Genomic DNA, 25,744 nt, shown 5'->3' on the forward strand with positions numbered 1-25,744 from the left:
TTGTTTTATTTGGGTTTGATGACAGACAAAGCAATGGACTGTTCTTCTTTCTTCTTTTCCGAATTCCAACAGGTTAGAAATCCTGTTACAAGCAAAACGAATGGAATTCTCATTCTTACAGCAAGTCCTAGATTGGATAATACAGGAGCGTTTAGGTAAATTATAAAGGATAGAAAGAATAGAACAATTAATGATGCAAAAACATCTTTTTTGCAGAGCTGGATAAAACCTCTTATACCCTGGTAAAAAAGTATGAGCCAATATAAGTTTTCAATCTTTGAAAGTTGGAAAAAGATGGATGAGGAAAAATTATCCCAGGGAAAAGGACCAAATAAAAAATAAATTGTTTTTAAGTGTAAAGCACCCATGCGAGAACTGGGGGATGCTAGCAAAATTCCTGAACCACCTTGAGAATTTGCTGAGATTGTATTCGCGACAGCCTCGTCTGAAATTTTTTCTTCAGTGTTTGCGATAATATAAGAGAGTAGTGGAGTATAGATTAATAGGAATAAAATTGGCACAATAAAAAAGGAGTAGTTAAAAAAAGAATGATATTTTTTTTGGAATGTTTGAAGAATGAAAGTCAATAGAATAAAAGGTATAATTCCAACGTAATAAGGACGACTGTACCATAAGCCTATTATGGATAGAATAATTGTTGTCTGCTGAAATATATCTATTTTTTTTATGAGACGTATTGAACTTGCAAATGTTGACACAATAAAAAGATTGACAAATCCTTCTTTGGTTGTGTCACAAGTAAAGGAAATGAAGGAGGGGAAAAATGTGGTTGCAAGTAGGGATAAAAGACTTTTTTTAGTATTTCCTGTGCAAGTGTAGGAGAGATGATATAAGTTAAGGGATGCTAGGCAGGCACTAAAAGCAACTGAAGCTGTGCATGTGAGTTCGGTGGTTAAAGTTATTTTTTCGCTTATGTCGTTTCCGATATAGATAAAGAATGCAAAAATGTTAATAGGGAGTGCGCATAGAATAGGTAAAGAGGTGCTGTCGTCGTAGGTTAGGTAATGGATTCCTTTAAAGCTCCAGATTTTAGCAAATAGAGAGGCCATACGCAGGTATGACATGGCATCGACTACTTCTACTTCTTTACCTTCAGATGTAACAATCGAGATATATTTTATTGCTAAGCGTGTCGCGTATCCTCCGACTATAATCCATGAAACATAGGCTTTATCTTTTTCTGGAGATATTTTTTTTGCTATGATATATAAAATGTGACCAAAAAAAAATATAAAGAACAAATTGATCATTGATTTATTTTAATATTGCATTAAGCGCATTAATGACAATGCAGTGAAAGAGTGGGATGAGAACGTCTCGTATTTATTTGTCTCCTCCTCATGTGGGTGAAGGGGAGCGTGCTTTGCTTCTTGAGGCTTTTGGTTCGAATTGGATAGCTCCATTAGGGCCTCATGTGGAGGCTTTTGAAAACGAGTTTTGTCAAAAAATTGGGATTTCTCATGCAGTGGCGCTTTCCAGTGGTACTGCGGCTTTACATCTTGCTCTACTTTTGCTTCATGTAGGCTATGGTGATGAGGTTTTTACTGCAACTCTGACTTTTGCAGCGACTGTAAATGCAATTCGTTATGTGGGAGCATCTCCTGTTTTGATCGATAGCGAAGTGCGCAGTTGGAATATGGATCCGGCATTGTTGGCTGAAGAGCTGAAGAGATGTGCGCATCGAGGTCAACTGCCTAAAGCTGTGATTGTAGTGGATTTATATGGTCAGTGTGCAGATTATGCATCTATTCTTGAGGTTTGTGCAGCTTATGATGTACCTGTGATAGAAGATGCGGCAGAAGCGCTGGGAGCTACTTATCAAGGAAAAGCTGCAGGGAACTTTGGGACTATGGCTGCTTTCTCATTTAATGGGAACAAAATCATAACAACAGGGGGAGGAGGGATGCTTGTTTCGTCTCGGAAGGATTATATTGATAGGGCTAGGTTTTTGGCTACTCAGGCGCGCGATCCAACTCCGCATTACCAACACTCTGAAATTGGGTATAATTATCGCTTGAGCAATCTACTTGCAGCTGTAGGGCGTGGTCAGTTACGCGTTCTTGAGGATAGGGTGATGCGGCGGCGCGCCCATGCAGCTAGATACCGTAGGGCGTTTGCAAGTATTCCTGGAATTTCTTTTATGCCTGAGGCGGCGTATGGTCGCTCCAATGGATGGCTCAGTTGTATTGCAGTTGATCCTTCTCAATTTGGTGTTTCTTGTGAGGAAATTCGGTTACACTTGGAACATCATCAGATTGAGTCTCGCCCTGTTTGGAAGCCTATGCATTTACAGCCAGTTTTTTCCAATTGCCGCGTTGTAGGTGGGAGTGTCTCTGAGAATTTATTCAATCGGGGGTTATGTTTACCAAGTGGCTCATCAATGAAGGAGCATGAGCAGGCAAGGGTTATCAATGCTATCCTCGAGCTGAGAAATAAATCGGTTGTAAAATAGTGTTGATGAAAAAAACATTCGGTCATATGCTCAAGTTTTGGATTGATGTGGGGTTGCTTATCGTTGCGTACGGGCTCTCTTTTTTTCTTCGATTTGATGGAGATATTCCTTCTGCATATCTAACAAAACTTTTCTTTACGTTGCCTTATATCATAGGGACTCAATACCTTTGTATTAAGGTGGCTGGTACGACCAAAGCGCTGTGGCGCTATTTTAGTATCTATGATTTTGCACGTTTGACTCAAGCGATAGGCTTTTGTACGGCCTGTTTTGTAAGTTGTTCTTATCTACTAAGAATGAATTTTATGCTCTGGACACGCCTTCAACTGGCTCTTGTCCCTATGAGTGTTCTCCTTATAGACGCAGTACTTGCTATTGGAGGTCTTGTAACTACTCGTATTTGTTCTCGTTTATTGATGAAGAAAAGAGGGTTGGTCAGTGGGGAAGGCAGTCAAGCTGCGGTACCAGCTCTTCTTGTAGGTGCCGGGCAGGCAGGAGTGATGGTTGTCAAAGAATTGCGGAGCAATCATGCTCTTAATATCAAGCCTGTTGGTTTTTTGGATGACGATCCATTAAAGATTGGCTCTGTGATCGAGGGTGTCCCGGTACTGGGTAAAATCGAAGACATTGGTGTGTTTATCGCTAAATATCAAATAACTCAGGTGTTGGTGACGATAGCCTCGCAATCTTCTAGCCGGATTTTTCGACGTATTGTTTGGATGTGTGAGGGTAAGAATGTTTCTATTAAGGTGATTCCAGGGCTTGGCCAGATTGTAGGAAGTAAGATCAATCTGTCTCAAATCCGTCAAGTCGCGATTGAAGATCTTCTGAGGCGGCAGCCTATCTCATTGGATGAAGATTTAATTCGACACAGTTTATATCAGCAGACTGTTTTTTTAACGGGAGGGGGAGGTAGTATCGGTTCAGAATTGTGCCGCCAGATCTTACGGTTTTCACCGGAAAAGCTCATTATTGTGGAGCGGAATGAGAGCGGCCTGTTTGAAATAGAACAAGAATTAAAACAGAATTTTCCTAATATCCCGGTACTCGCCTATGTTGCTGATATTTGCGATCCTATTCGAATGGAGGCTCTTTTAAAAAAACATTCCCCGTCGATTGTTTTCCATTCTGCTGCCTATAAGCATGTTCCCCTCATGGAGCTAAATCCTATCGAAGCAATACGCAATAATGTGCTGGGGACTCAGCTTCTTGCGGATATTGCGAATCGCTATCAAGTATCCAAGTTTGTGATGATTTCGACGGACAAGGCGGTGAATCCCACGTCTGTGATGGGAGCGTCCAAGAGAGCGGCGGAGATCTATATTCACGCTCTTTCAAAGCGAAGCCAGACTGCCTTTAGCAGTGTTCGTTTTGGTAATGTGTTGGGGTCTGTAGGGAGCGTTGTGCCTATTTTTCAGAAACAGATCAGGCAGGGAGGGCCTGTACGAATCACGCATCCGGAGATGAAGCGCTATTTTATGACGATTGCTGAGGCTAGCCAATTGGTACTTCAGGCTGCTGCTTTGGGGAAGGGCGGAGAGATTTTTATTCTAGATATGGGAGAGCCTGTTAAGATCGTGGATCTTGCAAAGGACTTGATAGCCCTTTCAGGGCTTCAGGAAGGGGAGGATATTGAAATCGTGTATACGGGGATAAGACCGGGCGAGAAACTATTTGAGGAGTTGACTTTAACGGGTGAGAACGCTGTTGCTACGACACATCCTCAAGTGTTTATTGGATGTTTTGTTGCTACTCCTTGGGAGGACGTAAAACGTTATTTTAACCTGTTGGGAGAGCTTTCACCGATGTCATCAGAAGAGCAGGTGAAGAGGTTACTGAGACGACTTATTCCTGAGTATTCGCCTCTTTCGGCCATGGATGGTGTCCTTGAGAGTGGGGTAAAGACGGAAAAAGTGATGGGAGGGCTGTCTCTCTAGAAAATTTGGGCATGGTTGCCTGTCCTGGGAAAAAGATGCCCTGACGTTTTAGAACAGATACAAATGTCTTAGCTAAAATGATGACATCGAGGGCTAGGCTCCAATGATCAACGTACCAGACGTCTAGCTTTAATTTTTCTTCCCATGTGAGCGCGTTGCGTCCATTGACTTGTGACCATCCGGTGATTCCTGGAAGTACGTCATGGCGGCGAGCTTCTTCAGGAGAGTAGAGTTGCAGGTATTCCATGAGAAGTGGGCGAGGACCTACAAGGCTAAGCTCTCCTTTGAGCACATTCAGGAGCTGAGGAAGCTCATCTAGACTGGTTGAGCGTAAAAAGTGTCCGAGAGGTGTAATCCGGTGAGCGTCATCAAGAAGAAGCCCGCGCTCGTCACAGTGGGCGTTCATCGTGCGGAATTTGAGGAGGGCAAAGGGACGACCGTGGAGGCCAGGCCTTGTTTGGCGAAAGAAAATAGGTGGTCCCATACGTGCATAAATGGCTGCACCGATAATGCCAAATAGAGGAGCTGTGAAAGCCAGCAGAGTACCTGCAATTATTCGATCGCCGCACTGCTTTATTGTGAGCCTCCATCCTCTTTGTTTGTGGCTAGGTGAGAGTGATTGGGATATTTTCATAAGCATGGTGTGAACTGATATTCTACTTGCAATCTCATCTTGAATCCATCACAACAAAGGCAAGAATGGGAATGTTCTTTATTTTTTACCAAAGCGTTTGTTTTTGACGAAATTCATGCGTATTCAGCAGCATGTTTGTTTGGCCCCGCTGACTACTTTGCAGCTTGGAGGAACAGCCAGTCAGTTTTTGGATGCTGGTTCAGAGGAGGATGTTGAGACCGCTGTCCAACAAATGGATAGCTTGCAGGAGCGAATCTTTGTGATAGGGGGGGGGAGCAATGTTGTCGTAAGCGATCAAGGTTTCGATGGGCTTGTGCTGAGGCCTACTCTTTCCGGGATGCATCTTTCTCGATTGAAAAACACGATTTTTGTAGATGTTGCTGCTGGGGAAGTATGGGATTCGGTAGTCGACGAAGCTGTAGCGCAGGGAGGGGCAGGAATTGAGTGTTTGTCCGGTATTCCTGGATGGGTAGGTGCCTCTCCTGTTCAAAATATTGGAGCGTATGGGCAAGAGATCGCGCAGGTACTTGTTCGTGTGCGTGCGTTCGATCGGGAGGAAAAGAAATGGGTGTGGATAGAGAAAAGAGAGTGTCAATTTTCCTATCGAACCAGTATTTTTAAAAAAAGCGATCGGTATGTTATCACACGAGTTCGCCTGAGCCTTATGGCCAGCGCAACGCGAGAGAGCGAGCCGATCAGTTATCCTGAGTTGACTCAAATTCTTGGTATTTCAAAAGGTGCAAGAGCCCCCTTAGAGGCAGTTCGTGAAGCCGTTATCGAGTTGCGACGTTCTAAAGGCATGATTCTTGATGCTCATGATCCCGACTCGGTGGGTGCAGGCTCTTTTTTTATGAATCCGATAGTGACTTCTGAAGAGTTGGCACAACTTGAGCGTAAGGCTTATGAGCAGAAGGAGCTCCCTTTCTCTCATCCCCTGCCTCATTTTGAGGCTGATGGAGGAAGATGGAAAATTCCTGCTGCTTGGCTTATTGAACACAGCGGTTTTTCCAGAGGTTTTGGAATGCAGCATGTTGGAATATCACGCAAGCATTGCCTTGCTCTCGTGCACCGCGGGGGGGGAACGACGAAAGAACTCCTTTTGCTTGCTGATCAGATTCAACAGGGAGTTTGGCAAAAATGGGGAGTTTGGCTTATGTTTGAGCCGGTTTTGGTGGGGTTCTCTTGAGGTTAGATTTGTGTGATTGGGTGAGATGAGGGTGCGCTCTCTCTTGGTATTCGTGTTGATGGTGGCCTGTGCGTGTGCTGTGGTTTCTGCTCGATGGTGTCAAAGAAAACACCCTTACGTCCCTTACAAAATTGAAGAGATCCTACAGGAGGGGGAAGGGGGCGTGCCTTGCAAACAAGAAGAGAAGAAGCTGTTAGTATGCAATGAATGGGCTAGCTTCGATGGAGGGACTTGGAAAATTCAAAATCGCTCTGTGTTCCCTGTCTCCTTGGAACGCCCCCTTGTAAGTGGAATTACTTGTGATTGGCAGGGGAATGGGGTTCAGGATGGGTTTGCTCTTGCGCGGGGCCCATTGGATGAAGGGGGATTTGACATCCTTTTTTATCGTATTGGAGAAGAAGAGAAAAAAGAGGAAAGTGAAGTACCGAATGCGTTGGAGGGTCTTAAGCCTTATGTGGTCGCCCAGGTCCCTTTGATCAATCCTGCTCCTTCGTGTATTCCATTCGAGCGTCTTGCCCCGCTTGGACAGACTGCATTGCTGATAGAGGTGGGGTATACTTGCCCTTCAATGTCTGCTTACCAGAAAGTGCATTGGTTTGGAGTACTGAGATTTGGTATGCCGCCTCAGCTGAGGTGGAGCGGAGCGATGTACGATCCTTCAGGCAGTCTGCCTGTCACTGTTGAGTTGAAAAGCCGCGACGAGGATCGTGATGGCGTTGAAGATTTGATTTTGCGAGTGACTGCGGAGTCCCCTCCCCTTCCATTTATCGCTGCTCTCCCCTTGAGTCTTCTTGTGCAGTGGCTCGATAGGCCTGCTGGCATGAGCAGAATACAGCACGAGCCTATTCATTCGCTGGGAATCCTTGTGAAGGGATTGATGAGTCGCGCTTCTGATCCTAAACAAGCCCCTTCCGTTATAGCCGAGGTGCAACAGATAAGGACATTGTATGGAGCACTGTGCATGGAGGGGGGGCGCCCCAGGATTGTGGGGATATTGGGGGTAGATCAGTTTCAATGCGGAGGGATAGAACTTTTGCAAGAGGCAGAGATGGCAGAGGTGCGTGCCTTTGCTGCTCTTGAAAAACCACTCGCAATGTTAATGTCTTTAGAAAGGCTTTACAAAACTGCTGGAGGTCTACCTACTTTGCGTGACATCCCAGCTTGGGGGCGTTCTCTTTTTTCTATTCGACAAGCTGCTTCCGTTCGTTTGCTGGATGTAGTAGCAGCCCCTAAGCCTTCCTTTCCCGCTTGGAGTTCTCTTGCGTTTGATCACGATCGCTATGTGCAGGTTCACACCTCAGAGGGTGCGCTTCTTCGGGTCAATCCAGACACTGGAGAATCGGAAGTCATTAAAGATAAAACGCCTTGGGATAGTCGGGTTTTATCTCCAGATGGTGCATTGCAATGGGAAAGAGTGGATGGCTTCTGTACAGGTGCCCCACTGCGTGCAGTGTTCAAGCATACCCGTGTAGTGGGAGGGGAAGAAGGGGGAGAAGAGCTGTCTCCTCTGGAGCTTATACTTCCCGCAGTTGCGCCGTTTAAAGTCAAGTGTGATGGTTCTGAGCACACGCAGGGGAAGGATACTATTCCTTTGGGATGGACTCCAACTGGACTTGAAGCTATGGTCGCAGGCCATCTTCTCCGAATGGAGGTCCCCATGAAACGTGTGACGTTGCTCTCATCTCCTAGTAGCGTATTTCCACCGCCATTTGGTTCTTCTCGATCTCCCAACGGGAAACTGTGGATTTATCCTTCCGAATATGGGTTTCTCATCCTCGGAAAGGGGGGGACATGGCTTTACCAAGTGGGCGATAAGATGCGAGATTGGGCTGGATTAAGCGATTGTACCCTCGACGATTCCCTGTCCTACGTAGCCTGTTTGTTCCATCAGAAACTGTGGATTGGTTTTTGGCCTTCCCTTTAAACAAGCTCTCTAGGGGGTAGATGGCGTAGGAGGGAGGCGAGCTATCTGCACACGGGCTTCTACTGCATACCGAGAATCAGGAAATCGCCGGAGGAGGGTTTGCCACGTGTTTTTTGCTTCGGGCCATGCTTGGAGAGCAGTTTCACAGAGGGCTAATTGGTAGAGGATATCATCTCGCACATCTTTAGGGAGTTTCGTCTCCATTAACTTGTGAAGAATGGCGATCGCTTCTGGATAACGCTGTAAATGGCGATAAGCTTCCGCGAGACCTATTTTCGCATTGAGAGCAGTCGGTAAATAATCAGCATACCTCAGGGATTCTTCGTAGGCCGATGCGGATTCTTGCCACCGTTGGGCGTGAGTTCGTTCGAGACCGCGCAGATAGGCTTCATATGCCAGTTGATGTTGGGCTTTTTCTGTCGCTTCTGCGAGAAAAGCAGCTTCTGTTTTCGTCATCCGCTCATTTTTGATTTCCTGGTAGTGTTCGACAAAATCTTGAAGGCGCCCTTGTTGAAGCAGTTCATAAAAAGCGTAAACTTGCCCTTCTGCGCGAGTATGTTCTTCATGCCATTTGTGTTCTTCGCGCCACTCTTTCCGGAGTCGCTCGATATCCCCTATTTTCTGCTGTGCTTCCAGTTTGATTGCTTCGACCCGCGCATCCCATGCAAATTTTAAAGCGACTAACACGACGAGTACAAACACAACATAAGCAGTAGCACTTGTCCAAACGAGGCGTTGTTCGCGCAATTGCTCTTTTTGAAGCATCGACCGAATGTCAGCGCTGAGAGCATTGGTGAGATTGTTTGTGCGTATTATAAGCGTTCGCGATTCGGTGAGTTCACGCTTAATTTCGCGAAGTTCATCATCCATTTCCAGCATGGTTGTCATTATACCTTAAAAACAGGAAAAGAAGACTTTCTAGAATGACAATGGCAGAGGATGTAATGTTCTATTGCTCCCTAGCAAGGGGGCGTGCTACTCAAATTGATTCAACATCATGCAAACCACGGATATTCGCAAAGGAATAAAAATTCAGATAGATGGCGTTCCCTATGCCGTCATTGAGCATCAATTTGTCAAACCAGGGAAAGGGCAGGCATTTACGCGTTGTCGTATTAAAAACATGACGAACGGAAACGTCATCGAACGAACTTGGAAGTCGGGTGAAGCGGTCGAACTCGCAGATGTAGAAACGAGGGGGATGACCTACTCTTGGGGAGAAGCCGATGCCTATGTTTTTATGGATACGACGACGGGTGAGCAGCTCTCGATCGATAAAGCGATGTTAGGGGATGAAAAACGTTTCTTGATCGAAGGGTTGGAGTGTAACGTTACGCTTTACAATGGTCGCGCAATCGCCCTGGAGCTCCCTTCTCACGTGGTCGCTCAAGTTGTGGCTACCGAGCCTGGCGTTAAAGGGGATACAGCGACAGGAGCTACTAAGCCAGCTACCATTGCTGGCGGTGCGGTCATCCAAGTGCCTCTTTTCATCAAAGAGCATGAATGGATTAAAGTGGACACCTCAACGGGCAGTTATCTCGAGCGGGTGAACCAATAATGATTCATGCATAACCCTCGAGTGAATGAATTCGTTCCCCAATCAGAGGGTTATGTAAGGTGAAGCATTGAATGATGATGTTGGCCATCCATCAATGATGGAAAGATAGAAGGTGTCCTATTGATCTTTACGGCAATACCACTGGACTTTCTCCAGCAGTCAAAAAAAAACTTGAGCGCATCTATCGCCGGCGTGTTCCTTTAGATTGCATCTCCACACCCGAGTTGACCCGTTCCTTAGTAGAAGGATCGCTGGAATCCCGTAGGCAAATAGGTGTGTTAATTCATCGCTCCGGTGAGATTGATTACGTTATTGTGGGCAGTGCCACAAAACTGATGCTTCCGGATATCGGGCGCTTGAGATCAGCGGAAGGGCGCTTCCGAGGGCTTCGTCTCGTCCATACCCACCTTTATCATGAGCCGCTCAGTCGGGATGATATTATTGATCTCGTCCGTTTGCGTTTGGACTTGGTTGCTGCCATTCAGATCGCTTCTTCGGGGGAAGCGCGTTCGATGACGTATGCGTATAACACGCCACTTTCTCGGACAGATGGGAAGAGTCAAGCTGGCTATCAAGAGATAGGACCTATCCCTCTCGGTCAGGTCAAAGTGCATGTGGGCTCTCTGATGGCGGACTTGGAGTCTGAATTCGCTAGGTATTCTGCGCTGCACAGAGTGCAAGCAAGAGAGGGGCGTGCCATTTTAGTGCACGTTGCTGAGAAAAATAGGCCTGAAGCGTGGAGACGTGCAGAGGAGGGGATGTGCGAGTTGCGCGAGCTCGCTTACACAGCGGGGACGGAAGTAGTGGATGAAGTGATTCAAATGCGCGAGTGTCTCGATCCCCAATTGGTCATCGGCAAAGGAAAGCTGGAAGATATCATTTTGCGCGCGATGGAATTGGATGTGTGTACGCTCCTCTTTGATCATAATTTGACTCCTGCTCAAGCGACAGCGCTTTCTCGCATGACCGATCTCAAAATTATCGATCGGACTCAATTAATTTTAGATATTTTCGCACAAAGGGCAGAAAGTCGAGATGGTAAACTCCAAGTAGAATTGGCTCAGCTAAAATACAGCCTTCCTCGATTGAGTCAGAGAGATGATTCGCTTTCCCGTTTAACAGGTGGGATTGGAGGAAGAGGCCCTGGAGAGACAAAACTCGAGATTGGGAAGCGGCGAGCCAAAGAGCGGATCGCCTATCTTGAGGATCAATTGCGGCAGCTTGCCAAACAACGCGCTCAACGGCGCCACAAAAGAGAGAGGAGTTGTGTGCCTGCGTTGGCAATTGTGGGATACACCAATGCCGGGAAAAGTACTTTTCTCAATACGTTGACGGGAGCGCAAGTGCTGGCTGAAAATAAATTGTTTGCGACGCTCGATACGCGTTCTCGCCAAGTAGAGATAGAAGGGGTGGGGCAGAGCAAGGAAAAGGTGATTATCACGGATACGGTGGGATTTATTCGTAACCTCCCGCCAGATCTATTTGCTGCATTTCGAGCTACCTTCGAGGAGACAGCAATAGCATCGGTGCTGCTTCATCTGGTGGACGCTAGTGCTCTCGCTTATGAAGAGCATATGGCTGTAGCCGAGCAGGTTTTCGAAAAATTAGGAATTGAATCGATTCCACGTTTACTTGTTTTCAATAAAGTGGACCTGATTTCTGATTTGGTTTCTACCGCGATTCAGCAGCGGTATCCGGAAGCATTGATGATCAATGCGCGGGATCCAGTCAGCGCGAAAAGTGTCTTAAGTAGAATGACTCACTTTGTGTTATAGTAAACTTTACAATTTTGTATTTCGATAAGGTTCTATTCTCCAAGCCATGCTTAAGTCGATAAAAGAGTTGGGGGCGATGGAGTGAGCGATATGTCCTTTCACTGCGCACATGCAATGTGCAGTGAGGGTTTTTCTTTTAAGGTGGGACGATGGCAATTCATTTCGAGCGGGAACGAGCACATATGGTCGAGTATCATTTGATGGCTCGCGGCATACGCGATCCGAGAGTGGTCCAGGCGTTCCGTGAAGTACCGCGTGAGCTTTTCGTCCCAGAGGATTGCCAAGCGTATGCTTATGCGGATTCCGCTTTGCCTATAGGAGAAGGACAGACCATCTCCCAACCCTACATTGTGGCGCTGACGGTTGTCTCCTTAGAAGTTCAGTCGGATGATCGCGTGCTCGATGTGGGAACGGGATCTGGTTATGCTGCCGCCATTCTCAGCAGATTAGCACGTCAAGTCATCTCGCTCGAGCGGATCTGTCCACTTGCAGAGAGGGCACGCTTGAATTTGGAACGTTTGCATTGTTCCAACGTGCAGATTATCTGTTCGGATGCGACACGAGGGTGGCCTCTTTTAGCTCCGTATGGAGCTATTTCAGTGGCCGCCAGCAGCCCTCAAATTCCTCCCCCTTTGATGGATGAACTTGAGGTTGGAGGGCGATTAGTGATCCCTATTGATTCGGGTGGCCAACAGACTTTGACCTGCGTCACACGTCTCGGACAAACAAACTATCAGCAAAAAATGCTCGTACAGGTTCAGTTTGTCCCTCTGATCGCGGACAATTGAATAAGGCAAGCCGTGCTTAAGGGAGCACTTCGGGTAGAGGGGAGGGGGAGGTGTTGGTCTGGGTGGGAGACGAAAAAGTCGATTGTTCGATGGGATCCATGCGACATGAGCCTTGAAACTCGACTCCGCGTTCGATCAGAATAGATGGGGAATGAATGTTGCCCAACAGTTTACCGGGTGCGTGGATCTCGAGTGTGTTTTTCGCTTGGATGTTCCCATATACGACTCCACCTTGAATGATAACAGTAGCAACTTCGATTTCTGCATGGACTTCTGCGTTTTCTCCGATGATCAGGGTGTCGTTACTCATGATCTCCCCTTTAAAGATACCGTTGATTCGCACGTTCCCTTCGAAGAAAAGCTTCCCCTCGAACTGAGTACCGTGACCTAGTAGTGTAGTGAATTCCGATGATGCGATTGATGGATCCATAACCTATTCAGTTAACAGGCAAACCTTATCGATGCAACCTACCTTCTTCTTTTTTTTCTGATTGCAGCGTGGGAAAGTCCCTCTTCATGCGTTTATTTTGGAGAAGATAGTTGGCCGTTCAAGAAAGGGACTGATACAAAAGAAGAACCTTATGATCTTTTTCAACAGGTAGGATGAAATGGTGCAAGGGGAACCTCAAGTTGTCGAATTGTTAAGTGAAACTATTACCATGAATTGACGGGAATCAATCAGTATTTCCTTCATGCGAAGATATGTCAGCATCGAGGGTATGAACGGCTTGCAGCAGCGATTTTCAAGGAGTCGATCGATGAGATGAAGCATGCCGAACAGCTGGTGGAGCGCATTCTTTTTTTATGAGGGGCTTCCCAATCTTTAGAAGCTTGGTAAGCTCGCGATCGGGCAGACAGTTTCTGAAATGTTGCATCGCGATCTTGCTCTCGAGCAAGAAAAGATTGCTCTGATGAAGCGGGGGATTGCATTAGCTCGGCAGCTTTTGGATAATGGCTCTGAGGACCTTCTGAGGAAAGTCCTTGTTTCTGAAGAAGGGCACGTGGAGTAGCTAGAGTCTCAAGTCGAACTCATTTATACAGTTAGGTGATGCAGTTTACTTGAGTCAGCAACTGCATTCTTAATTACTGGAAAAAAAGGACGGTCTCTTTTTAAATTACTATTGAGAATAAAATTCATTATCATATTCTCTGGGAGAGAAAAGAGGGAGCAATGTATGTATATGTTCTGCTGTAACAGAAGAGACGTTCAAACAAGTGATAGAAGAGGGAGCCTGCTATGTGCATACGTTAATGCGAGCCTGTCGGGTAGGTGTGTGGTGTGGAGCATGCATCCCGATGAACCAGGAAATGATTGATGCTTACAAGGTTGAGAAATAGAAAGGAGACGAGCATATGGCATGGGAATTGAGTATGGTTGGGATGGCAGGTGGATAGCTGTGCTTTCTGGGAGATTTCAAGAGAACTGAGCTACTGAGGAAAGAGGAGGATGGAGAAGTGTATTGTGAGGGGAAGAGGGGCTGGGGGGGGAAGCCGATTGGATCAGATAGCGGCGCAAGGCGTGAGGGATGTAAAGCAAGATATCGCGAATTTTTTCTTCGAACAGCGTTCGGATAAGGCCTGGTCCAATGTTAACCAAGACTCCATAGGTGATCAGTGCTTGGGGGGCATGGGAAGAGGTAATGATAGGGTCAAAGCGGATAAACCCCCAGGCATCTTCGATGGGATGGGGAGAACGTTTATCCATCCAAAACCGGGTGGTTCGATGGGGGATGTCTTTCTGGAAGATGAGGGTGTATTCTATATCCATCAGCGAGGTGCTGTGGCGCAGGTGTAAAAGCGGTTCATGTGGATTCGCAGTAGTCCATTTTGCGCTTTTGATTCGAGGGAGAATTGCTTGATAAGTTTCTGCTCGTTCAAGGAGAGGTGTCATCTGTTCCAGGGAAATGTCAACCAGTGTGTAGGCAACTCCTCCCACGTACCGCTGTTCATCTTCTTCGATTGTTTCTGGGAAAAGGAGGGTTTCTCCCATTTGCAGCTGTTGAATGGCATTTTCGGGGAGCACTTCGGCGGAGATTGGAAGACTCTTCAACAAAAGGAACAAAGCAAGGCGCATGTGCGTCCGATTCCATATGCAGAAGGGGGATCGAGCGAAAAGGGGGGACATGTTCGCAAAGTCAACAACCAAGGGTAGAAAAAGAAGCAATGGTCGAATCTATAGCCATCACATCTCAATTGCATGCATCTCATCAGAGTGCACTTCTCGTTCCAGCACAAAAATATACCATGTTTCGGGTTGGAGGTATAGATCGCCAAACTTGGCTCAATGGTCTCTTAACATGCGATCTCCTCACGCGATCCCAAGGCGCGGCACTCTACGGTCTTATTCTGGCTCCAAAAGGGAAAGTGCTCACCGATCTTTTCTTGGTCGAGCGAGGGGAAGAAATATGGCTTATTCTGCCCCTTGTTATGCGTGAAGAGGTGCAGGCATTTTTGGATCGCCATCTGATCATGGAAGAGGTTGAAATCCTGCCGTATTCGGGACCTTTTGAGATCTTTTTTATCCATGGTCCGAGAGCAGTGGAAGTGATGAAAACAGCTTCGGCTGAAAAAGGATGGCTGGCCAGTGGAGTTCTCGATCGGACTGGGCTGGGGGGGGCTTTGTGTGTGTGGGATCCCTCTGTGTTTTCAGATGGTATTCATCCGCTTAGAAAGATTCTCGATGAGAGAGAAGGGATATGGGGTGATACGTTGGGTTGGGAAATCTTGCGGATAGAGCGTGGTATTCCTGTGTTCGGCATCGATTTCGATGGTACGAGTTATCCCCAAGAAGCGGGTCTCGATAAAACAGCGGTATCTTTCTCAAAGGGGTGCTATCTCGGGCAGGAAGTAGTCTGCATGTTGGAGTTGAGAGGGCAGGTTAAAAAGAAATTGATGCGTCTCGCGATCCAAGGAGACTCCCCGCCCCCTCGAGGTGCAGAGCTGACAAATAAAGAGGGGATGGTGGTAGGATCAATCACGAGCTCTGAGTTTCATCCTGGGCTGGATCACGTGTTGGCTTTAGGTTGGGTCAAGCGCTCTGTGGCCGAGTTAGGTGGACCTTTGCAGTGTGGAACAGCGGGTGTTTCGGTCATCCCTTTGTTCACCTCTTTGTGACGAAGAGAGGGAAGTAATCGCTCGTTGCAGTTATCTTCGTTCTAACAGGAAACGGCGGGGGAGGGATTCGACCACGACAGGGACCACACGGAGAATTTTTAAGAAGACTTCACGAATCCGCCTTGAGCACCTCACCCAACCGAATGTAAAATACTTGAAGATATCATCAGTTACTGGAGATGGATTTTTTTCGAGAGCGATTGCCCTATGGTGAACACGCGAGGGGGCATGGCTGGTGAGACGTGTTTTCGAAGCAGTAGGGTTTTGCTTTGCACTTACAGCGATCGCTTCTTGCTAGGGATCAGAAAGATCTGATTCAGTAGAGATATGCTTCTGAGAGGAGGAAGAGTTGGAATGAATAGACAGAACTGAAGGGGGATAAAGTGGTTCTTTGAGGACAGGAGGGGATGAGGGATCTTCGATGGTGGAGTGGTTTGTCATGTCGGTCTTAGGAAGAGCGATGACCAGCACATCGAGGGTGACTGAGCGGCTGTTCAAAATTTCTCCTGCTAGTAGTTGAGGGCTCTATTCTGTCTTCCAGCTTCCAGAAAAGAAGGGCGCGGTAATTTTAACGTAGACGTTTCTTCTTGCAACCTGAATGTCTCTTTCCAGAGGAAGCACGCATGCGAGGCCGGGAATAGAACACGTTGGAATAGGGTAGGTTGGATGACTAAAGGTACATATTTCTGTTTTTTCGAGGATCCCTTTCGCTTCTAGCATCCGCGATGGATCTTGTGCCGCTTCAGCTATTGGATGAGGTCAGTTGGAATTAGGCTTCGGGGAGATAGGCGGAGGAGGGTGTGGCGGGCTTTGTCGGTTTCACAGCATTTCATAGGTTATGCCTCTCTTCAGCCCACTCAGAAAGAAGGGGGAGGGAGAAGAAAGAGAGGATTGTAGTCCAGATGGGGAGAGATATGCGAGACCGATCACAAAGCGGAACTGTGGTTCTGTTGGTGTATTGGTTCCAATCCAAGGGAGAGCTGTCCCACTGCCGAATTGGAGATTGAATCCTGTGTTGAATAGGTTGGTCGCTTGAAGCGAGAGCATCCATTCTGATGGGATCAAAAACATTCTCAGATCCTCTTTTGGAATGAGAGGGAGTGATTTCTGAACAGGAAAAGTGGGCAAAGCCCAAGCTTCTAGGAAAGCGATCAGCTTTTTGCGCGATGGGAGCAGATCATAGCCAACCCCTGTTATCATCGAGATCTGTGTTCCGATTGCTAGATTGCTCCATGTAGAGGTCGGACGAATGCGTGCTCCTGTCTCGACACCGAGCAGCAAGCGGTGGTGTTTCATCCCTAAAGCGAGACTTGGAAAGATGACCGGGATCCCTTCCCCTGCCAGTTGGAGGGGGTCACCCGTTGGAGCCGTCATCTGCAGCCTGCTGACTAGACTCCATGAAAGGGTAGAAGAGGGGGAAGAAGTGCTTGGAAGACGGTATGCGAATCCGAAGCGCATATCTCGTAGGGTATGGGTTCTGAGCTTTTCTCCTCCAGAGAGAGGAGCCATGCCTGCACCGGACTGCATCAGGGTAAAAGGGAGGATGACATCCAATTGAAGGCGAGGGAGTACTCCATAAGCGAAAAGTAAGTTTGTGTTGAGCTGATTTTCAATGACCGCCAGCTCTATTCCCATCGATTTGGGGGAGGGGACTTGAATAGTGATCGGTTGATATTGGTATGTGGTGACGAGTGCCACTGAAAATTCATACGGTTCAAGCAATTGGGTGGGACCTAGGGCGACAAACTCCCTTTTTCCTGGATGGGGCCAGAGGATATCAGAGTTAATGCAGCGAGACGAATAAGGTGTGCAGGTATTAGGGGAAGCTGCGAGAGATGTCTCGCATAGAAGAGCGATCCCTGTTATGCAAGTCGACCACTTCAGGATCAAATGTACAGAAACGCTTCTTACCCGCACTAGAGGCCTACCTATGAGAGGATTGTGGATAATCAATGCTAAGGTGATGAAAAAAAAGATTCATCTGCAAGAGGTTCATCTCGGTATTCACTTTTTGTAGTGAGTCGAGAGAATGCGAGAAAGCCAACTAAGATCCCATGTTGCATGGATAGTATAAACATGCAATTCTTATCCTGTTGATGTCACATAGGTTATCGCTGGTCTAATCTTAAATCTAATCCGCGTGGGTTAGAAAGGAGGACGAGAGGAAAGTCCGAGCTCCGTAGAGTACAATGCCGGGTAACCCCCGGTGGCGGCAACGCTAAGGAAAGTGCCACAGAAAAAAGACCGCCTGACCCAGAGCTTGCAGCTTTTGAAAGCTCTGAACAAGGAAGGTAAGGGTGAAAAGGTGGAGTAAGAGCCCACCGCATCTGCGGTAACGCTAGATGGCATGGTAAACCCCATTGGGAGCAAGGCCGTGTAGGTAGGCAAGCGATCATCTGCACATGGATTGCATCTCTCTCTCCTTTACAGGAGTAGAGAGGGAAGGGCTACTCGCTCGGGCCTACGGGTTGGCTGCTTGAGGTAGTCGGTAACGGCTATCCTAGAGGAATGATAACTGTTGTTGTTCAGATGACTGAAAGCAATACAAAACTCGGCTTATTTGCGGCATTGACCAAGACGCCCTCCAAGAATGGGGGGCGTCTTGCTTTTCATCGGTTCGGATATTATGAAAAGTCTCTCATTTAGGCTGAAAAAGAGGAACCACACCCACAAGAGCCTCTCTCATTCGGGTTTAGAAATTTAAATCCAGATGCTTGCGTGCCTTCCACATAATCGATCTGGGTATTTTTGAGATAGTGAAAACTCAAGGGATCTACATACAGGTGAATCCCTTGCGATGCAAACGTTTCGTCCATCTCTGTGACACTGTCTTCAAAATGGAGATCATAAGTCAGTCCGGCGCATCCTCCTCCTATGACTCGCAGACGCAAGCCCTGCCCTTCTAGGTTTTCTGCCGCTGCAATCTCTCGAACTTTTTCTGCAGCTCGTTCTGTGATTGTGATCCCCTCTCCATACTCAAGGAGAGTGGTTTTCTGGTTTGTCTCAATCTGTTCTGTGCTTGTGTTCATCAGTTTAACTCCTTTAAATAGGGGATGTACAAAAGGTTTGATTCGTATAACTCAAAAAGTGGATGCATTATGTATTTTGTATCGCTTTAAGCGCATTGACAAGCTCTGGCACAGCGACAAAGAGATCGGCGACGAGCCCATAGTCTGCGATGTTGAAAATGGGGGCACTAGCGTCTTGATTGATGGCGACGATGACTCTAGCATTTTTGATCCCGGCAGTGTGTTGAAGTGCTCCTGAGATACCGATTGCTAGATAGAGGAGGGGGGAAATGCTACGCCCTGTCTGTCCAATTTGGAGCTCGGGGGGAGCATGCCCCCCTTCACACGGAGGGCGAGTTGCGCCTAAGGTTGCTCCTAGTGCTTCTGCGAGCGGGCTGAGGAGTTCGATAAACCGTTCTTTGAGGGGACGTCCTCCCGCTACGATGATACGCGCATCTCCTAGGTTGGTCGCCCGCGATTGTTCTGAAGATAACGAGAGGAATTCTGTGCGCAGAGCTGCTTCATCAGAAGGGAGGAGAGGTATGAATTCAATCGGACTTGAGGAAGGGATTGGCTCTGCTATTGGGAATTCTCCTTGGCGAATGCTCACTACGTGGATCGGGGTTTCGATCGAGCAGGTTCCATAGGCATTTCCAGCAAGGAGTGCTCTTTTATAAGCGAGTTTGTTTTCTTGAAGAGAGACGGCATGAATGTCCGACGCATAGCCTGCTTGGAGTATAGCAGCAAGGCGAGGGGCAATCTCCTTCCCAAAGGAGGTGGAAGCCACCACCACTACTTCGAAAGACTTGGTCTGAGCGATGGAAGCGAGAGTAGGAGCAATATGCTCACAGAGAGGATAGGATAGAGAAGGGGTGTCGACGATCAGCACTGCTTCTGCTCCGAAATGAGCCACTTCTGAAGCTGCTGTAGTTGCCCCTTTTCCGACAACCACAATAGAAAAAGAGCCCCCTCGTTGGAGCAACTGTTGGGCAAAAGCGATCGCAGACAGCGTGGATCGCTGGAGCTTTTGATGCAGCCAATCTGCAATCACAAGGATATGCTTTTTCATAAGATCCAGAAGACCATTAAATTACTTTTGCTTCTTTGAGGTGATGGACGAGCTCTTGTACCGTTGAGACTCTGATCCCAGCCTTGCGCGGAGCGAGCGGTTCACAAGAAGAGTAGACTATTTTTAATTTTGTATCGGTTAGTAAGTCCATCTGGGATCGTTCTACAAGAGGTTTCTTATTGGCGCTCATGAGCCCTCTCAGCGAGGCGATGCGGACCCCTTGAGGATAAACGTGTGCAATGGGTGTGTGAGCTGAACGCACGCTTTGAGGCCCTACAACACCCATATTGACGGAGACCACTGCAGGTAATATTAAACGCATCCGCAGTACGCCAAAGTCCCCCTCTCGGTGGATCAGCAACCGGGTGTCCTTTTCGCTTTCGATGAAGGTGGTCGATGTCGCTTGAGGCCACTTGAGATAAGAGGCGAGGAGGCTTGCAACTTGACAGGAATCTGTGTCTGCGGCTTGTTGTCCCAGCAGGACGAGATCGGGCTTTTCTAACTCGACGAGAGATTGCAGGGTTCGGGCGACGAGGTCACCGTCGAGGGATTCGTCAGGAGTGGACACCCATATCGCGCGATCGGCTCCAATCGCGAGCGCTGCTTTTAAGATCTTGTTAACCTCCTGAGAGCCCAAAGAGGCGACAACGACTTCTCCGAGGCGCCTTTCCGAATCGGTTCCGTTCTCTGTTAAACGGAGGGCTGCTTCGAGGGCATACTCATCGTAGGGGTTGGGCCTCATCTCAAGCCCGAGCGCTCTTAAAGAAGAGAAGGGTTGAGATATTTGTTCAGCCCGTTCAAGATGAGCAACTTGCTTAAAAGGGACTAGAATTTTCAACATCTGGCCTTAATGGATCTCTTCATAGTCACTTTATCTTGCTTCTTTTAGAATATTTTGTAGGAAATACAAAAAAATAAATAGCTCTTCCTCAGAAAGAGCTATCAAAACTCTTCTGCGTTCTCATGCAGCTTTCATGTGATTATCTGATTATAGGGAGTGGAATAGCGGGTCTTTTATTGGCTTTAGAAGTAGTGGATTACGGGGATGTGATCGTAGTCACCAAAACTGTGCGGGATGAGTCCAATACGAAGTACGCCCAAGGTGGCATTGGAGCTGTAATTTCCTCTGAGGATTCTTTTGAATCGCACATTCAGGATACCCTGATCGCGGGGGGTAATCTCTGTAAGCCGGAAGTGGTTAGTATGTGTGTGCGCGAGGGTCCTTCTTGTATTGCTCGCCTTCAAAAATTTGGTGTTCAATTCGATATGGAGTCTTCTTCTCGCGGGGGGCCTCTGGAGCTCGATCTCCATTTAGAAGGAGGGCACAGTCATCGCCGAATTGTGCATCGCGGAGATGCGACGGGGCGTGAGCTTATCAATGCGCTGCTGGAGGCAGCGGATGATAATCCCCGTATCCGCATGCTAGAGAAGCATATGGCTGTCGATCTGCTGCTGAGCAAAATGGAGAGTGGGACTTCTCTCTGTGTCGGCGCTTATGTGCTCGACATTAAAAACAAGAAAGTGATTACTATTCGGTCTAATGCCACGATCCTTGCGACAGGAGGATCGGGCAAGGTTTATCTGTACACCTCCAATCCAGATATTGCCACAGGGGATGGGGTTGCAATGGCTTATCGCGCAGGTGCAGAAGTGGCTAATATGGAGTTCTATCAATTCCATCCCACCTGTTTATTCCATCCACAAGCGAGAAATTTTTTAGTCAGTGAGGTAATGCGAGGAGAGGGGGCCATTTTGCGAGGTGTCGATGGCATCCCTTTCATGAAGAAGTACCATCCGCTCGGTGAATTAGCCCCTCGGGATATTGTGGCGAGGGCGATCGATTTTGAAATGAAGCGCACGGGCGCTGAATGCGTCTTGCTCGATATCACCCAGAAAAAGCCGTCCTTTCTGCGCGAGCGTTTTCCGATGATCCATGCCGAATGCTTGAAGTTGGGGATTGATATCACAGTGCAACCGATCCCGGTAGTCCCTGCAGCTCATTATCAATGTGGCGGAATTGTCACTGATGTGAACGGCGAAACTTCTCTCCCAGGTCTTTGGGCTATTGGTGAGTGTGCGTGTACGGGCTTTCATGGAGCGAACCGCCTTGCTTCCAATTCATTGCTGGAAGGTGCTGTATTTGCATCAAGGGTAGCCCGGGTGTTGAAGGGGAGAGAAAAGCGGAAAATGCGCGGCTCCATTCCGGACTGGGAAGTGGGGCAAGCGACTGTTTCGGATGAAGCAGTAGTGATCACCCAGGATTGGGACGAGTTGCGCCGTTTTATGTGGAATTACGTTGGTATTGTTCGTTCGACGCAGCGCCTTCAGCGCGCTCTGCGCCGAATTGATCTACTGTGGGAGGAGATTCAAGAGTATTATTGGAACTACGTGGTGACGCGTAATTTGCTTGAACTTAGAAATATCGCTATTGTTGCTCGGCTCATGGTGGAAGCAGCTTTATCGCGTAGAGAGAGCCGAGGTATTCATTATCTGGTCGATTTCCCTTCCGTTCAAAAGAACTATGAAGGGGATACCATTCTCCGGAAAGGGAGCTCCCCTTTCCTTCGCAAATTGTAATCTGAATTTGGGATGCCTAATGCAAAAATTACAGAACACAACGTTAACTTCGATTCCTGCTCCTTCGAACTCTGGTTCAGAAAACACGCTGCTTCAAGTGTTGAGGGATGACTCTACGCTCAATCCTGCATATGATCCCAACCTCTCTGATGAGCTTGTGGTGCAGTTATATCGGCATATGGTGTTGATGAGAATCCTGGATGATCGGATGGTTGCACTGCAGAGACAAGGTCGCATCGGTTTTCATATTGGGTCTGTGGGAGAAGAGGCGTCGATAGTGGGATCGGTGGCGGCTCTTCGTGTTCAGGATTGGGTGTTCCCATGCTATCGGGAATTTGGTGCTGCTCTTTGGCGTGGGCTACCCCTTCAGAGCTATCTGGATAACATGTTTGGCAACAGTCGCGATCGGGTTAAAGGGCGTCAGATGCCTGATCATTATACATGGCGAGAAGGACATTTTGTGTCTGTCAGCTCACCTGTAGGGACTCAGATCACGCAAGCGGTTGGTTTTGCTTGGGCTGCCAAACAGAAGCGAGAAGAATTGGTTACTCTTGTCTATTTTGGAGATGGGGGGACGAGTTCCAGCGATTTCCACAACGGTATGAATTTTGCCTCGGTTTTTAAGGCACCTGCCATCTTTTTCTGTCGAAATAATGGTTGGGCGATCAGTGTTCCCACGGAAAAACAAACAGCAAGCGCAACCTTTGCTCAGAAGGGGGCAGCGTATGGAATCCGAGCTGTGCAGGTTGATGGGAACGATCTCTTTGCTGTCTACAAGGCTACAAAAGATGCCATAGACCATGCTGCGGCGGAAGGAGGCCCAACCCTGATTGAGGCGGTGACCTATCGCGTAGGAGCCCATTCCACGAGTGACGACCCACAGGTCTATCGAGATGAAACAGCGGTAGAGACGTGGCGAGGGCGTGATCCTCTCAAGCGTGTTCGCCTGTATCTGGAACAGAAACAACTATGGGGGGGAATGCAGCAACAACAGTTGGTTGAACAGCTCGAGAGAGACATCAAAGATGCGATTGCAGATGCGGAGCAGGTGGCTCCTCCTGGCTTGTCCACGATTATTGAAGATGTCTATGCCGTACCCCCTTGGCATCTCCGAGAACAGCTTGAGCAGCTGCTTCAAGGAGCCCGTCCGCGGTGATCGAAAACGTGAATGTTTCTGTTTGGCTTTTAAATTGTAGTGCTTTAGAAAAGTAAAATGGTTAGAGCTTAAATCGATGCCTTGCATGAATATGGTTCAAGCGCTTGGGGCTGGATTGCGTTACGCGATGGAACGCGATCCCCGTGTAATTGTAATGGGAGAAGATGTTGGGAAGTTAGGGGGAGTCTTCCGCGTGACCCAAGGCTTGTGGTCTACTTTTGGAGAGGATCGGGTAATCGATACGCCTCTCTCCGAAGGGGGGATTGTAGGATGTGCAGTTGGGATGGCGCTGTATGGTCTTGTCCCCGTTGTAGAGATCCAATTCGCTGATTATGTGTATCCTGCATATGATCAGATCGTCAATGAGCTTGCCAAGTATCGTTATCGTTCAGGGGGGGAGTTTTCTGCGAAAATGGTGATACGGATGCCGCTAGGAGGGGGGATTCGGGGAGGACATTATCACTCTCAATCGCCGGAAGCGCTGTTTGTTCATATTCCTGGCCTTAAAGTTGTCTGTCCTTCGAATCCGTATGATGCCAAGGGGTTGCTTTTGGCATCGATTGCAGATCCCGATCCAGTTCTCTTCCTTGAGCCCAAGCGGGTCTATCGCGCAGTCAAAGCAGAGGTCCCAGAAGGTCGAGTTTTGGTCGAGTTGGGCAAAGCTGATGTTGTCCGCGAAGGTACACATGTGACCTTGATTGCATGGGGCGCTATGCTTTACGAAGCGATCGCTGCAGCAGAGGAGGCGAAAAAGGACGGGATTGAATGTGAGGTTGTCGACTTAAGGACCCTTTGGCCTCTGGATATTGAGACGATTGTGGAGAGTGTTCAAAAAACAGGGCGGGTGATTGTTGTCCACGAGGCACCTAAGACTGGTGGACTGGGAGGGGAGCTTGTAGCTCTTATCCAAGAAAAAGCCTTCTATCATCTTGAGGCTCCTCCTGTGCGCGTGACAGGTCTTGATACTCCTTTCCCTTATATTCTTGAAAAAGAGTACCTTCCGCTTGCCCATCGGATCTATCCTGCCATCCTTGATACGATACGCTTTTGATGGAGGGTCGAATGAATCAATGGGAATTTAAATTGCCAGATATTGGGGAAGGGGTCACAGAGGGGGAGGTTGTAGCGTGGTTTGTGACCGTTGGGGATGAGGTTCAGGAAGATCAGCCTTTGGTTGAAGTGATGACCGACAAAGCAACTATGACCATCACCTCCCCCCGCGCTGGTAAAGTGGTGGAGTTGCGAGGGAAAGTAGGGGAAGTGATCAGTGTTCATTCTGTTCTGGTTGTGTTTGAGGGGGATAGAACTCACCGCGAAAGAGAGGTAGTTGCCAGTGCAGTCGGGGAGATCTCTGGCTCTTTGCCTGGTACACAAAATTCTTTCAATCGTTCTTCATTGGATACTCTAAAATCAGCAGAGAAACATTCCCTTGCTTCCAAGCCTTTGGCTACTCCTGCCATTCGTCAACTCGCTAGAACGTTGCATGTCGAGCTCACGCGGATTCCACCAACAGGAACACGGGGAGAGATCACGAAAGCGGATTTGCTCGCTTATGTTCAGAAGGGGCAAAACACAATCGAAAGTTTAAAAGAGAGCATTTGCTCTTTTCCTCAACAACAATCCAAATATTCTCCTCTTCCGGTCGCTCGACTAGGCCCCTCTTCTCCCTCTGAAGAAAGGGCCCCTTTGCTCGGGATCCAACGTAAGATGGCTGAGAGAATGGAATTGGCTGCCCATACAGCAGCGCTCTCTACTTTTGTAGAAGAATGCAATGTGACTGCGTTGATTCAGTTGCGCAAACGTTTTCAGGCTGCCGTTGAAGTGCAAAATACCAAGCTTTCTTTTCTGCCGTTTATTGTTAAAGCAGTGGTTTTCTCTCTTAAAAAACACCCTATCTTAAATGCGTATCTCGATGAGAAGGCGGGGGAGATCGTCTATAAAAAAGAGTACCATATTGGTATTGCGACAGCTACGAAAGCTGGACTTGTGGTTCCTGTCGTTAAGAATGCGGATCAGAAAAATATTGTGGATATTGCCAGAGATATTGAGCGCTTGGCGCGTGCGGCAAGATCAGGGACGTTGGGATTCCATGAGCTATCGGGCTCTACGTTTACTATCACTTCACTTGGGGCCAAAGGGGGACTGTTTGCAACACCGCTCCCTAATTTCCCTGAGGTGGGGATTCTAGGGGTGCATCAGATCAAAAGGAAGCCTGTCGTTGTCCAGGATGAGATCACCATAGGGGCAGTGATGCTCTTGTCGCTCTCGTTTGATCACCGTCTTGTCGATGGACAAACGGCAGCCAATTTTGCCTATGATGTGATCGGTTATCTAGAGAGTCCCGAACGCTTTCTTTTGAATATTTAAATGTTCATTAGAATAAAGTGGCTATTGTAGTGGTCTCTGTGTGGGTAGAAGGAGGCTCTGCGTCCTATGCTTTTGAAATAAGGTGAGGTAGAAAGGATCACGATCCTTTCAAGCGTCTGGATCACCCTTGATATCATCCTATTTTTAGGGCGCCTGTGGTGTAACCTACGAAAGCCGT

Annotated in this window: 25 protein-coding genes and 1 other RNA gene; 16 read left to right on the forward strand and 10 right to left on the reverse strand. The window is 47.8% G+C overall.

Annotated elements, in window-relative coordinates; genetic code table 11:
- Positions 1–5 precede the first annotated feature (5 nt).
- Positions 6–1,271, reverse strand: a complete 1,266-nt coding sequence (locus tag BCY86_RS02160; protein WP_075276253.1) for a hypothetical protein — start codon at positions 1,269–1,271, stop codon at positions 6–8.
- A gap of 56 nt (positions 1,272–1,327) precedes the next feature.
- Here BCY86_RS02160 and BCY86_RS02165 point away from each other — a divergent pair, with 56 nt between their 5' ends.
- Both BCY86_RS02165 and BCY86_RS02170 read left to right on the forward strand, forming a co-directional pair.
- Positions 1,328–2,473 (forward strand): DegT/DnrJ/EryC1/StrS family aminotransferase, encoded by a 1,146-nt coding sequence (locus tag BCY86_RS02165; protein ID WP_075276254.1) that lies wholly within the window; start codon positions 1,328–1,330, stop codon positions 2,471–2,473.
- A gap of 5 nt (positions 2,474–2,478) precedes the next feature.
- The gene (locus BCY86_RS02170) at positions 2,479–4,410 is read left to right on the forward strand and encodes a polysaccharide biosynthesis protein (protein WP_075277518.1); all 1,932 of its coding nucleotides are present in this window, start codon (positions 2,479–2,481) and stop codon (positions 4,408–4,410) included.
- Here the strand turns inward: BCY86_RS02170 and BCY86_RS02175 are convergent.
- Entirely contained in the window at positions 4,319–5,044 is a 726-nt protein-coding gene (locus BCY86_RS02175; RefSeq protein ID WP_075276255.1) for a sugar transferase, read from the reverse strand. The genes BCY86_RS02170 and BCY86_RS02175 overlap by 92 nt on opposite strands.
- 115 nt (positions 5,045–5,159) lie before the next feature.
- Here BCY86_RS02175 and BCY86_RS02180 point away from each other — a divergent pair, with 115 nt between their 5' ends.
- Together BCY86_RS02180 and BCY86_RS02185 are read left to right on the forward strand one after the other, a co-directional pair.
- Positions 5,160–6,230, forward strand: a complete 1,071-nt coding sequence (locus BCY86_RS02180; protein WP_075276256.1) for a UDP-N-acetylmuramate dehydrogenase — start codon at positions 5,160–5,162, stop codon at positions 6,228–6,230.
- Positions 6,231–6,261: 31 nt separating this feature from the next.
- A complete protein-coding gene (locus BCY86_RS02185) occupies positions 6,262–8,154 on the forward strand; it encodes a hypothetical protein (protein ID WP_156864994.1) in 1,893 nt (630 codons plus the stop codon).
- 9 nt (positions 8,155–8,163) lie between these two features.
- Here the strand turns inward: BCY86_RS02185 and BCY86_RS02190 are convergent, their stop codons facing one another.
- Positions 8,164–9,042 carry a tetratricopeptide repeat protein gene (locus tag BCY86_RS02190; RefSeq protein ID WP_083604123.1) on the reverse strand — a complete coding sequence of 293 codons (879 nt, stop codon included), beginning with the start codon at positions 9,040–9,042 and terminating at the stop codon, positions 8,164–8,166.
- A gap of 109 nt (positions 9,043–9,151) precedes the next feature.
- Between BCY86_RS02190 and efp the strand changes: the two genes are divergently transcribed.
- The 3 genes from efp to BCY86_RS02205 all read left to right on the forward strand — a co-directional run bounded on the left by efp (position 9,152) and on the right by BCY86_RS02205 (position 12,275).
- Positions 9,152–9,712, forward strand: a complete 561-nt coding sequence (gene efp, locus BCY86_RS02195) for an elongation factor P (RefSeq protein WP_075276259.1) — start codon at positions 9,152–9,154, stop codon at positions 9,710–9,712.
- A 275-nt stretch (positions 9,713–9,987) separates the two neighbouring features.
- Positions 9,988–11,487: a GTPase HflX gene (gene hflX, locus BCY86_RS02200; protein WP_245776250.1), complete on the forward strand. Its 1,500-nt coding sequence runs from the start codon at positions 9,988–9,990 to the stop codon at positions 11,485–11,487.
- Between the two features lie 149 nt (positions 11,488–11,636).
- Positions 11,637–12,275, forward strand: a complete 639-nt coding sequence (locus tag BCY86_RS02205; protein ID WP_075276261.1) for a protein-L-isoaspartate(D-aspartate) O-methyltransferase — start codon at positions 11,637–11,639, stop codon at positions 12,273–12,275.
- Positions 12,276–12,291: 16 nt separating this feature from the next.
- Here BCY86_RS02205 and BCY86_RS02210 read toward each other — a convergent pair whose 3' ends face one another.
- Positions 12,292–12,705 (reverse strand): bactofilin family protein, encoded by a 414-nt coding sequence (locus BCY86_RS02210; protein ID WP_075276262.1) that lies wholly within the window; start codon positions 12,703–12,705, stop codon positions 12,292–12,294.
- A gap of 234 nt (positions 12,706–12,939) precedes the next feature.
- Here BCY86_RS02210 and BCY86_RS10470 point away from each other — a divergent pair, with 234 nt between their 5' ends.
- From BCY86_RS10470 to BCY86_RS10685, 3 genes are all read left to right on the forward strand, one after another.
- On the forward strand, positions 12,940–13,083 hold the full coding sequence (locus BCY86_RS10470; protein WP_275935836.1) for a ferritin-like domain-containing protein: 144 nt from the start codon (positions 12,940–12,942) through the stop codon (positions 13,081–13,083).
- 58 nt (positions 13,084–13,141) lie between these two features.
- A complete protein-coding gene (locus BCY86_RS10475) occupies positions 13,142–13,285 on the forward strand; it encodes a ferritin family protein (RefSeq protein ID WP_275935837.1) in 144 nt (47 codons plus the stop codon).
- A 169-nt stretch (positions 13,286–13,454) separates the two neighbouring features.
- Complete coding sequence (locus BCY86_RS10685) at positions 13,455–13,613, forward strand: (2Fe-2S)-binding protein (RefSeq protein WP_420814550.1); 159 nt, start codon at positions 13,455–13,457, stop codon at positions 13,611–13,613.
- A 76-nt stretch (positions 13,614–13,689) separates the two neighbouring features.
- Here the strand turns inward: BCY86_RS10685 and BCY86_RS02225 are convergent, their stop codons facing one another.
- Positions 13,690–14,349, reverse strand: coding sequence for a hypothetical protein (locus BCY86_RS02225; RefSeq protein ID WP_156864995.1), 660 nt, complete (start codon positions 14,347–14,349; stop codon positions 13,690–13,692).
- A gap of 89 nt (positions 14,350–14,438) precedes the next feature.
- Between BCY86_RS02225 and ygfZ the strand changes: the two genes are divergently transcribed.
- On the forward strand, positions 14,439–15,389 hold the full coding sequence (gene ygfZ / locus BCY86_RS02230; protein ID WP_075276264.1) for a CAF17-like 4Fe-4S cluster assembly/insertion protein YgfZ: 951 nt from the start codon (positions 14,439–14,441) through the stop codon (positions 15,387–15,389).
- Positions 15,390–15,683: 294 nt separating this feature from the next.
- On the opposite strand, the gene BCY86_RS02235 is transcribed toward ygfZ, so the two are convergent.
- Together BCY86_RS02235 and BCY86_RS02245 are read right to left on the reverse strand one after the other, a co-directional pair.
- Positions 15,684–15,887, reverse strand: coding sequence for a hypothetical protein (locus BCY86_RS02235; protein WP_075276265.1), 204 nt, complete (start codon positions 15,885–15,887; stop codon positions 15,684–15,686).
- A 321-nt stretch (positions 15,888–16,208) separates the two neighbouring features.
- Positions 16,209–17,306 carry a hypothetical protein gene (locus BCY86_RS02245; protein WP_156864996.1) on the reverse strand — a complete coding sequence of 366 codons (1,098 nt, stop codon included), beginning with the start codon at positions 17,304–17,306 and terminating at the stop codon, positions 16,209–16,211.
- Positions 17,307–17,483: 177 nt separating this feature from the next.
- Here BCY86_RS02245 and rnpB point away from each other — a divergent pair.
- Positions 17,484–17,964: RNase P RNA component class A (gene rnpB / locus BCY86_RS02250), an RNA gene on the forward strand.
- Between the two features lie 67 nt (positions 17,965–18,031).
- On the opposite strand, the gene BCY86_RS02255 is transcribed toward rnpB, so the two are convergent.
- From BCY86_RS02255 to BCY86_RS02265, 3 genes are all read right to left on the reverse strand, one after another.
- Complete coding sequence (locus BCY86_RS02255) at positions 18,032–18,418, reverse strand: HesB/IscA family protein (RefSeq protein WP_083604125.1); 387 nt, start codon at positions 18,416–18,418, stop codon at positions 18,032–18,034.
- 67 nt (positions 18,419–18,485) lie between these two features.
- A complete protein-coding gene (locus BCY86_RS02260; protein WP_075276268.1) occupies positions 18,486–19,466 on the reverse strand; it encodes an electron transfer flavoprotein subunit alpha/FixB family protein in 981 nt (326 codons plus the stop codon).
- Between the two features lie 16 nt (positions 19,467–19,482).
- A complete protein-coding gene (locus BCY86_RS02265) occupies positions 19,483–20,307 on the reverse strand; it encodes an electron transfer flavoprotein subunit beta/FixA family protein (RefSeq protein WP_245776251.1) in 825 nt (274 codons plus the stop codon).
- Between the two features lie 122 nt (positions 20,308–20,429).
- On the opposite strand from BCY86_RS02265, the gene nadB reads away from it, so the two are divergent.
- From nadB to BCY86_RS02285, 4 genes are all read left to right on the forward strand, one after another.
- Positions 20,430–22,043 carry an L-aspartate oxidase gene (gene nadB / locus BCY86_RS02270; protein ID WP_075276269.1) on the forward strand — a complete coding sequence of 538 codons (1,614 nt, stop codon included), beginning with the start codon at positions 20,430–20,432 and terminating at the stop codon, positions 22,041–22,043.
- A gap of 19 nt (positions 22,044–22,062) precedes the next feature.
- The gene (locus BCY86_RS02275; protein ID WP_083604326.1) at positions 22,063–23,199 is read left to right on the forward strand and encodes a thiamine pyrophosphate-dependent dehydrogenase E1 component subunit alpha; all 1,137 of its coding nucleotides are present in this window, start codon (positions 22,063–22,065) and stop codon (positions 23,197–23,199) included.
- Between the two features lie 76 nt (positions 23,200–23,275).
- Positions 23,276–24,250 carry an alpha-ketoacid dehydrogenase subunit beta gene (locus BCY86_RS02280; protein ID WP_075276270.1) on the forward strand — a complete coding sequence of 325 codons (975 nt, stop codon included), beginning with the start codon at positions 23,276–23,278 and terminating at the stop codon, positions 24,248–24,250.
- 11 nt (positions 24,251–24,261) lie between these two features.
- On the forward strand, positions 24,262–25,566 hold the full coding sequence (locus tag BCY86_RS02285) for a dihydrolipoamide acetyltransferase family protein (RefSeq protein ID WP_075277526.1): 1,305 nt from the start codon (positions 24,262–24,264) through the stop codon (positions 25,564–25,566).
- Positions 25,567–25,744: the final 178 nt, after the last annotated feature.

This window comes from Pajaroellobacter abortibovis (assembly GCF_001931505.1).
Classification (GTDB): Bacteria; Myxococcota_A; Polyangia; order Polyangiales; family Polyangiaceae; genus Pajaroellobacter; species Pajaroellobacter abortibovis.

Bases quoted from the DNA above. Each gene is read 5' to 3' on its own strand.
- BCY86_RS02160 (WP_075276253.1), bottom strand. From the start codon at position 1,271: ATGATCAATTTGTTCTTTATATTTTTTTTTGGTCACATTTTATATATC.
- BCY86_RS02165 (WP_075276254.1), top strand. From the start codon at position 1,328: ATGAGAACGTCTCGTATTTATTTGTCTCCTCCTCATGTGGGTGAAGGG.
- BCY86_RS02170 (WP_075277518.1), top strand. From the start codon at position 2,479: ATGAAAAAAACATTCGGTCATATGCTCAAGTTTTGGATTGATGTGGGG.
- BCY86_RS02175 (WP_075276255.1), bottom strand. From the start codon at position 5,044: ATGAAAATATCCCAATCACTCTCACCTAGCCACAAACAAAGAGGATGG.
- BCY86_RS02180 (WP_075276256.1), top strand. From the start codon at position 5,160: ATGCGTATTCAGCAGCATGTTTGTTTGGCCCCGCTGACTACTTTGCAG.
- BCY86_RS02190 (WP_083604123.1), bottom strand. From the start codon at position 9,042: ATGACAACCATGCTGGAAATGGATGATGAACTTCGCGAAATTAAGCGT.
- efp (WP_075276259.1), top strand. From the start codon at position 9,152: ATGCAAACCACGGATATTCGCAAAGGAATAAAAATTCAGATAGATGGC.
- BCY86_RS02205 (WP_075276261.1), top strand. From the start codon at position 11,637: ATGGCAATTCATTTCGAGCGGGAACGAGCACATATGGTCGAGTATCAT.
- BCY86_RS02210 (WP_075276262.1), bottom strand. From the start codon at position 12,705: ATGGATCCATCAATCGCATCATCGGAATTCACTACACTACTAGGTCAC.
- BCY86_RS10475 (WP_275935837.1), top strand. From the start codon at position 13,142: ATGTTGCATCGCGATCTTGCTCTCGAGCAAGAAAAGATTGCTCTGATG.
- BCY86_RS02225 (WP_156864995.1), bottom strand. From the start codon at position 14,349: ATGCGCCTTGCTTTGTTCCTTTTGTTGAAGAGTCTTCCAATCTCCGCC.
- ygfZ (WP_075276264.1), top strand. From the start codon at position 14,439: ATGGTCGAATCTATAGCCATCACATCTCAATTGCATGCATCTCATCAG.
- BCY86_RS02255 (WP_083604125.1), bottom strand. From the start codon at position 18,418: ATGAACACAAGCACAGAACAGATTGAGACAAACCAGAAAACCACTCTC.
- BCY86_RS02260 (WP_075276268.1), bottom strand. From the start codon at position 19,466: ATGAAAAAGCATATCCTTGTGATTGCAGATTGGCTGCATCAAAAGCTC.
- BCY86_RS02265 (WP_245776251.1), bottom strand. From the start codon at position 20,307: ATGTTGAAAATTCTAGTCCCTTTTAAGCAAGTTGCTCATCTTGAACGG.
- nadB (WP_075276269.1), top strand. From the start codon at position 20,430: ATGCAGCTTTCATGTGATTATCTGATTATAGGGAGTGGAATAGCGGGT.
- BCY86_RS02275 (WP_083604326.1), top strand. From the start codon at position 22,063: ATGCAAAAATTACAGAACACAACGTTAACTTCGATTCCTGCTCCTTCG.
- BCY86_RS02280 (WP_075276270.1), top strand. From the start codon at position 23,276: ATGCCTTGCATGAATATGGTTCAAGCGCTTGGGGCTGGATTGCGTTAC.
- BCY86_RS02285 (WP_075277526.1), top strand. From the start codon at position 24,262: ATGAATCAATGGGAATTTAAATTGCCAGATATTGGGGAAGGGGTCACA.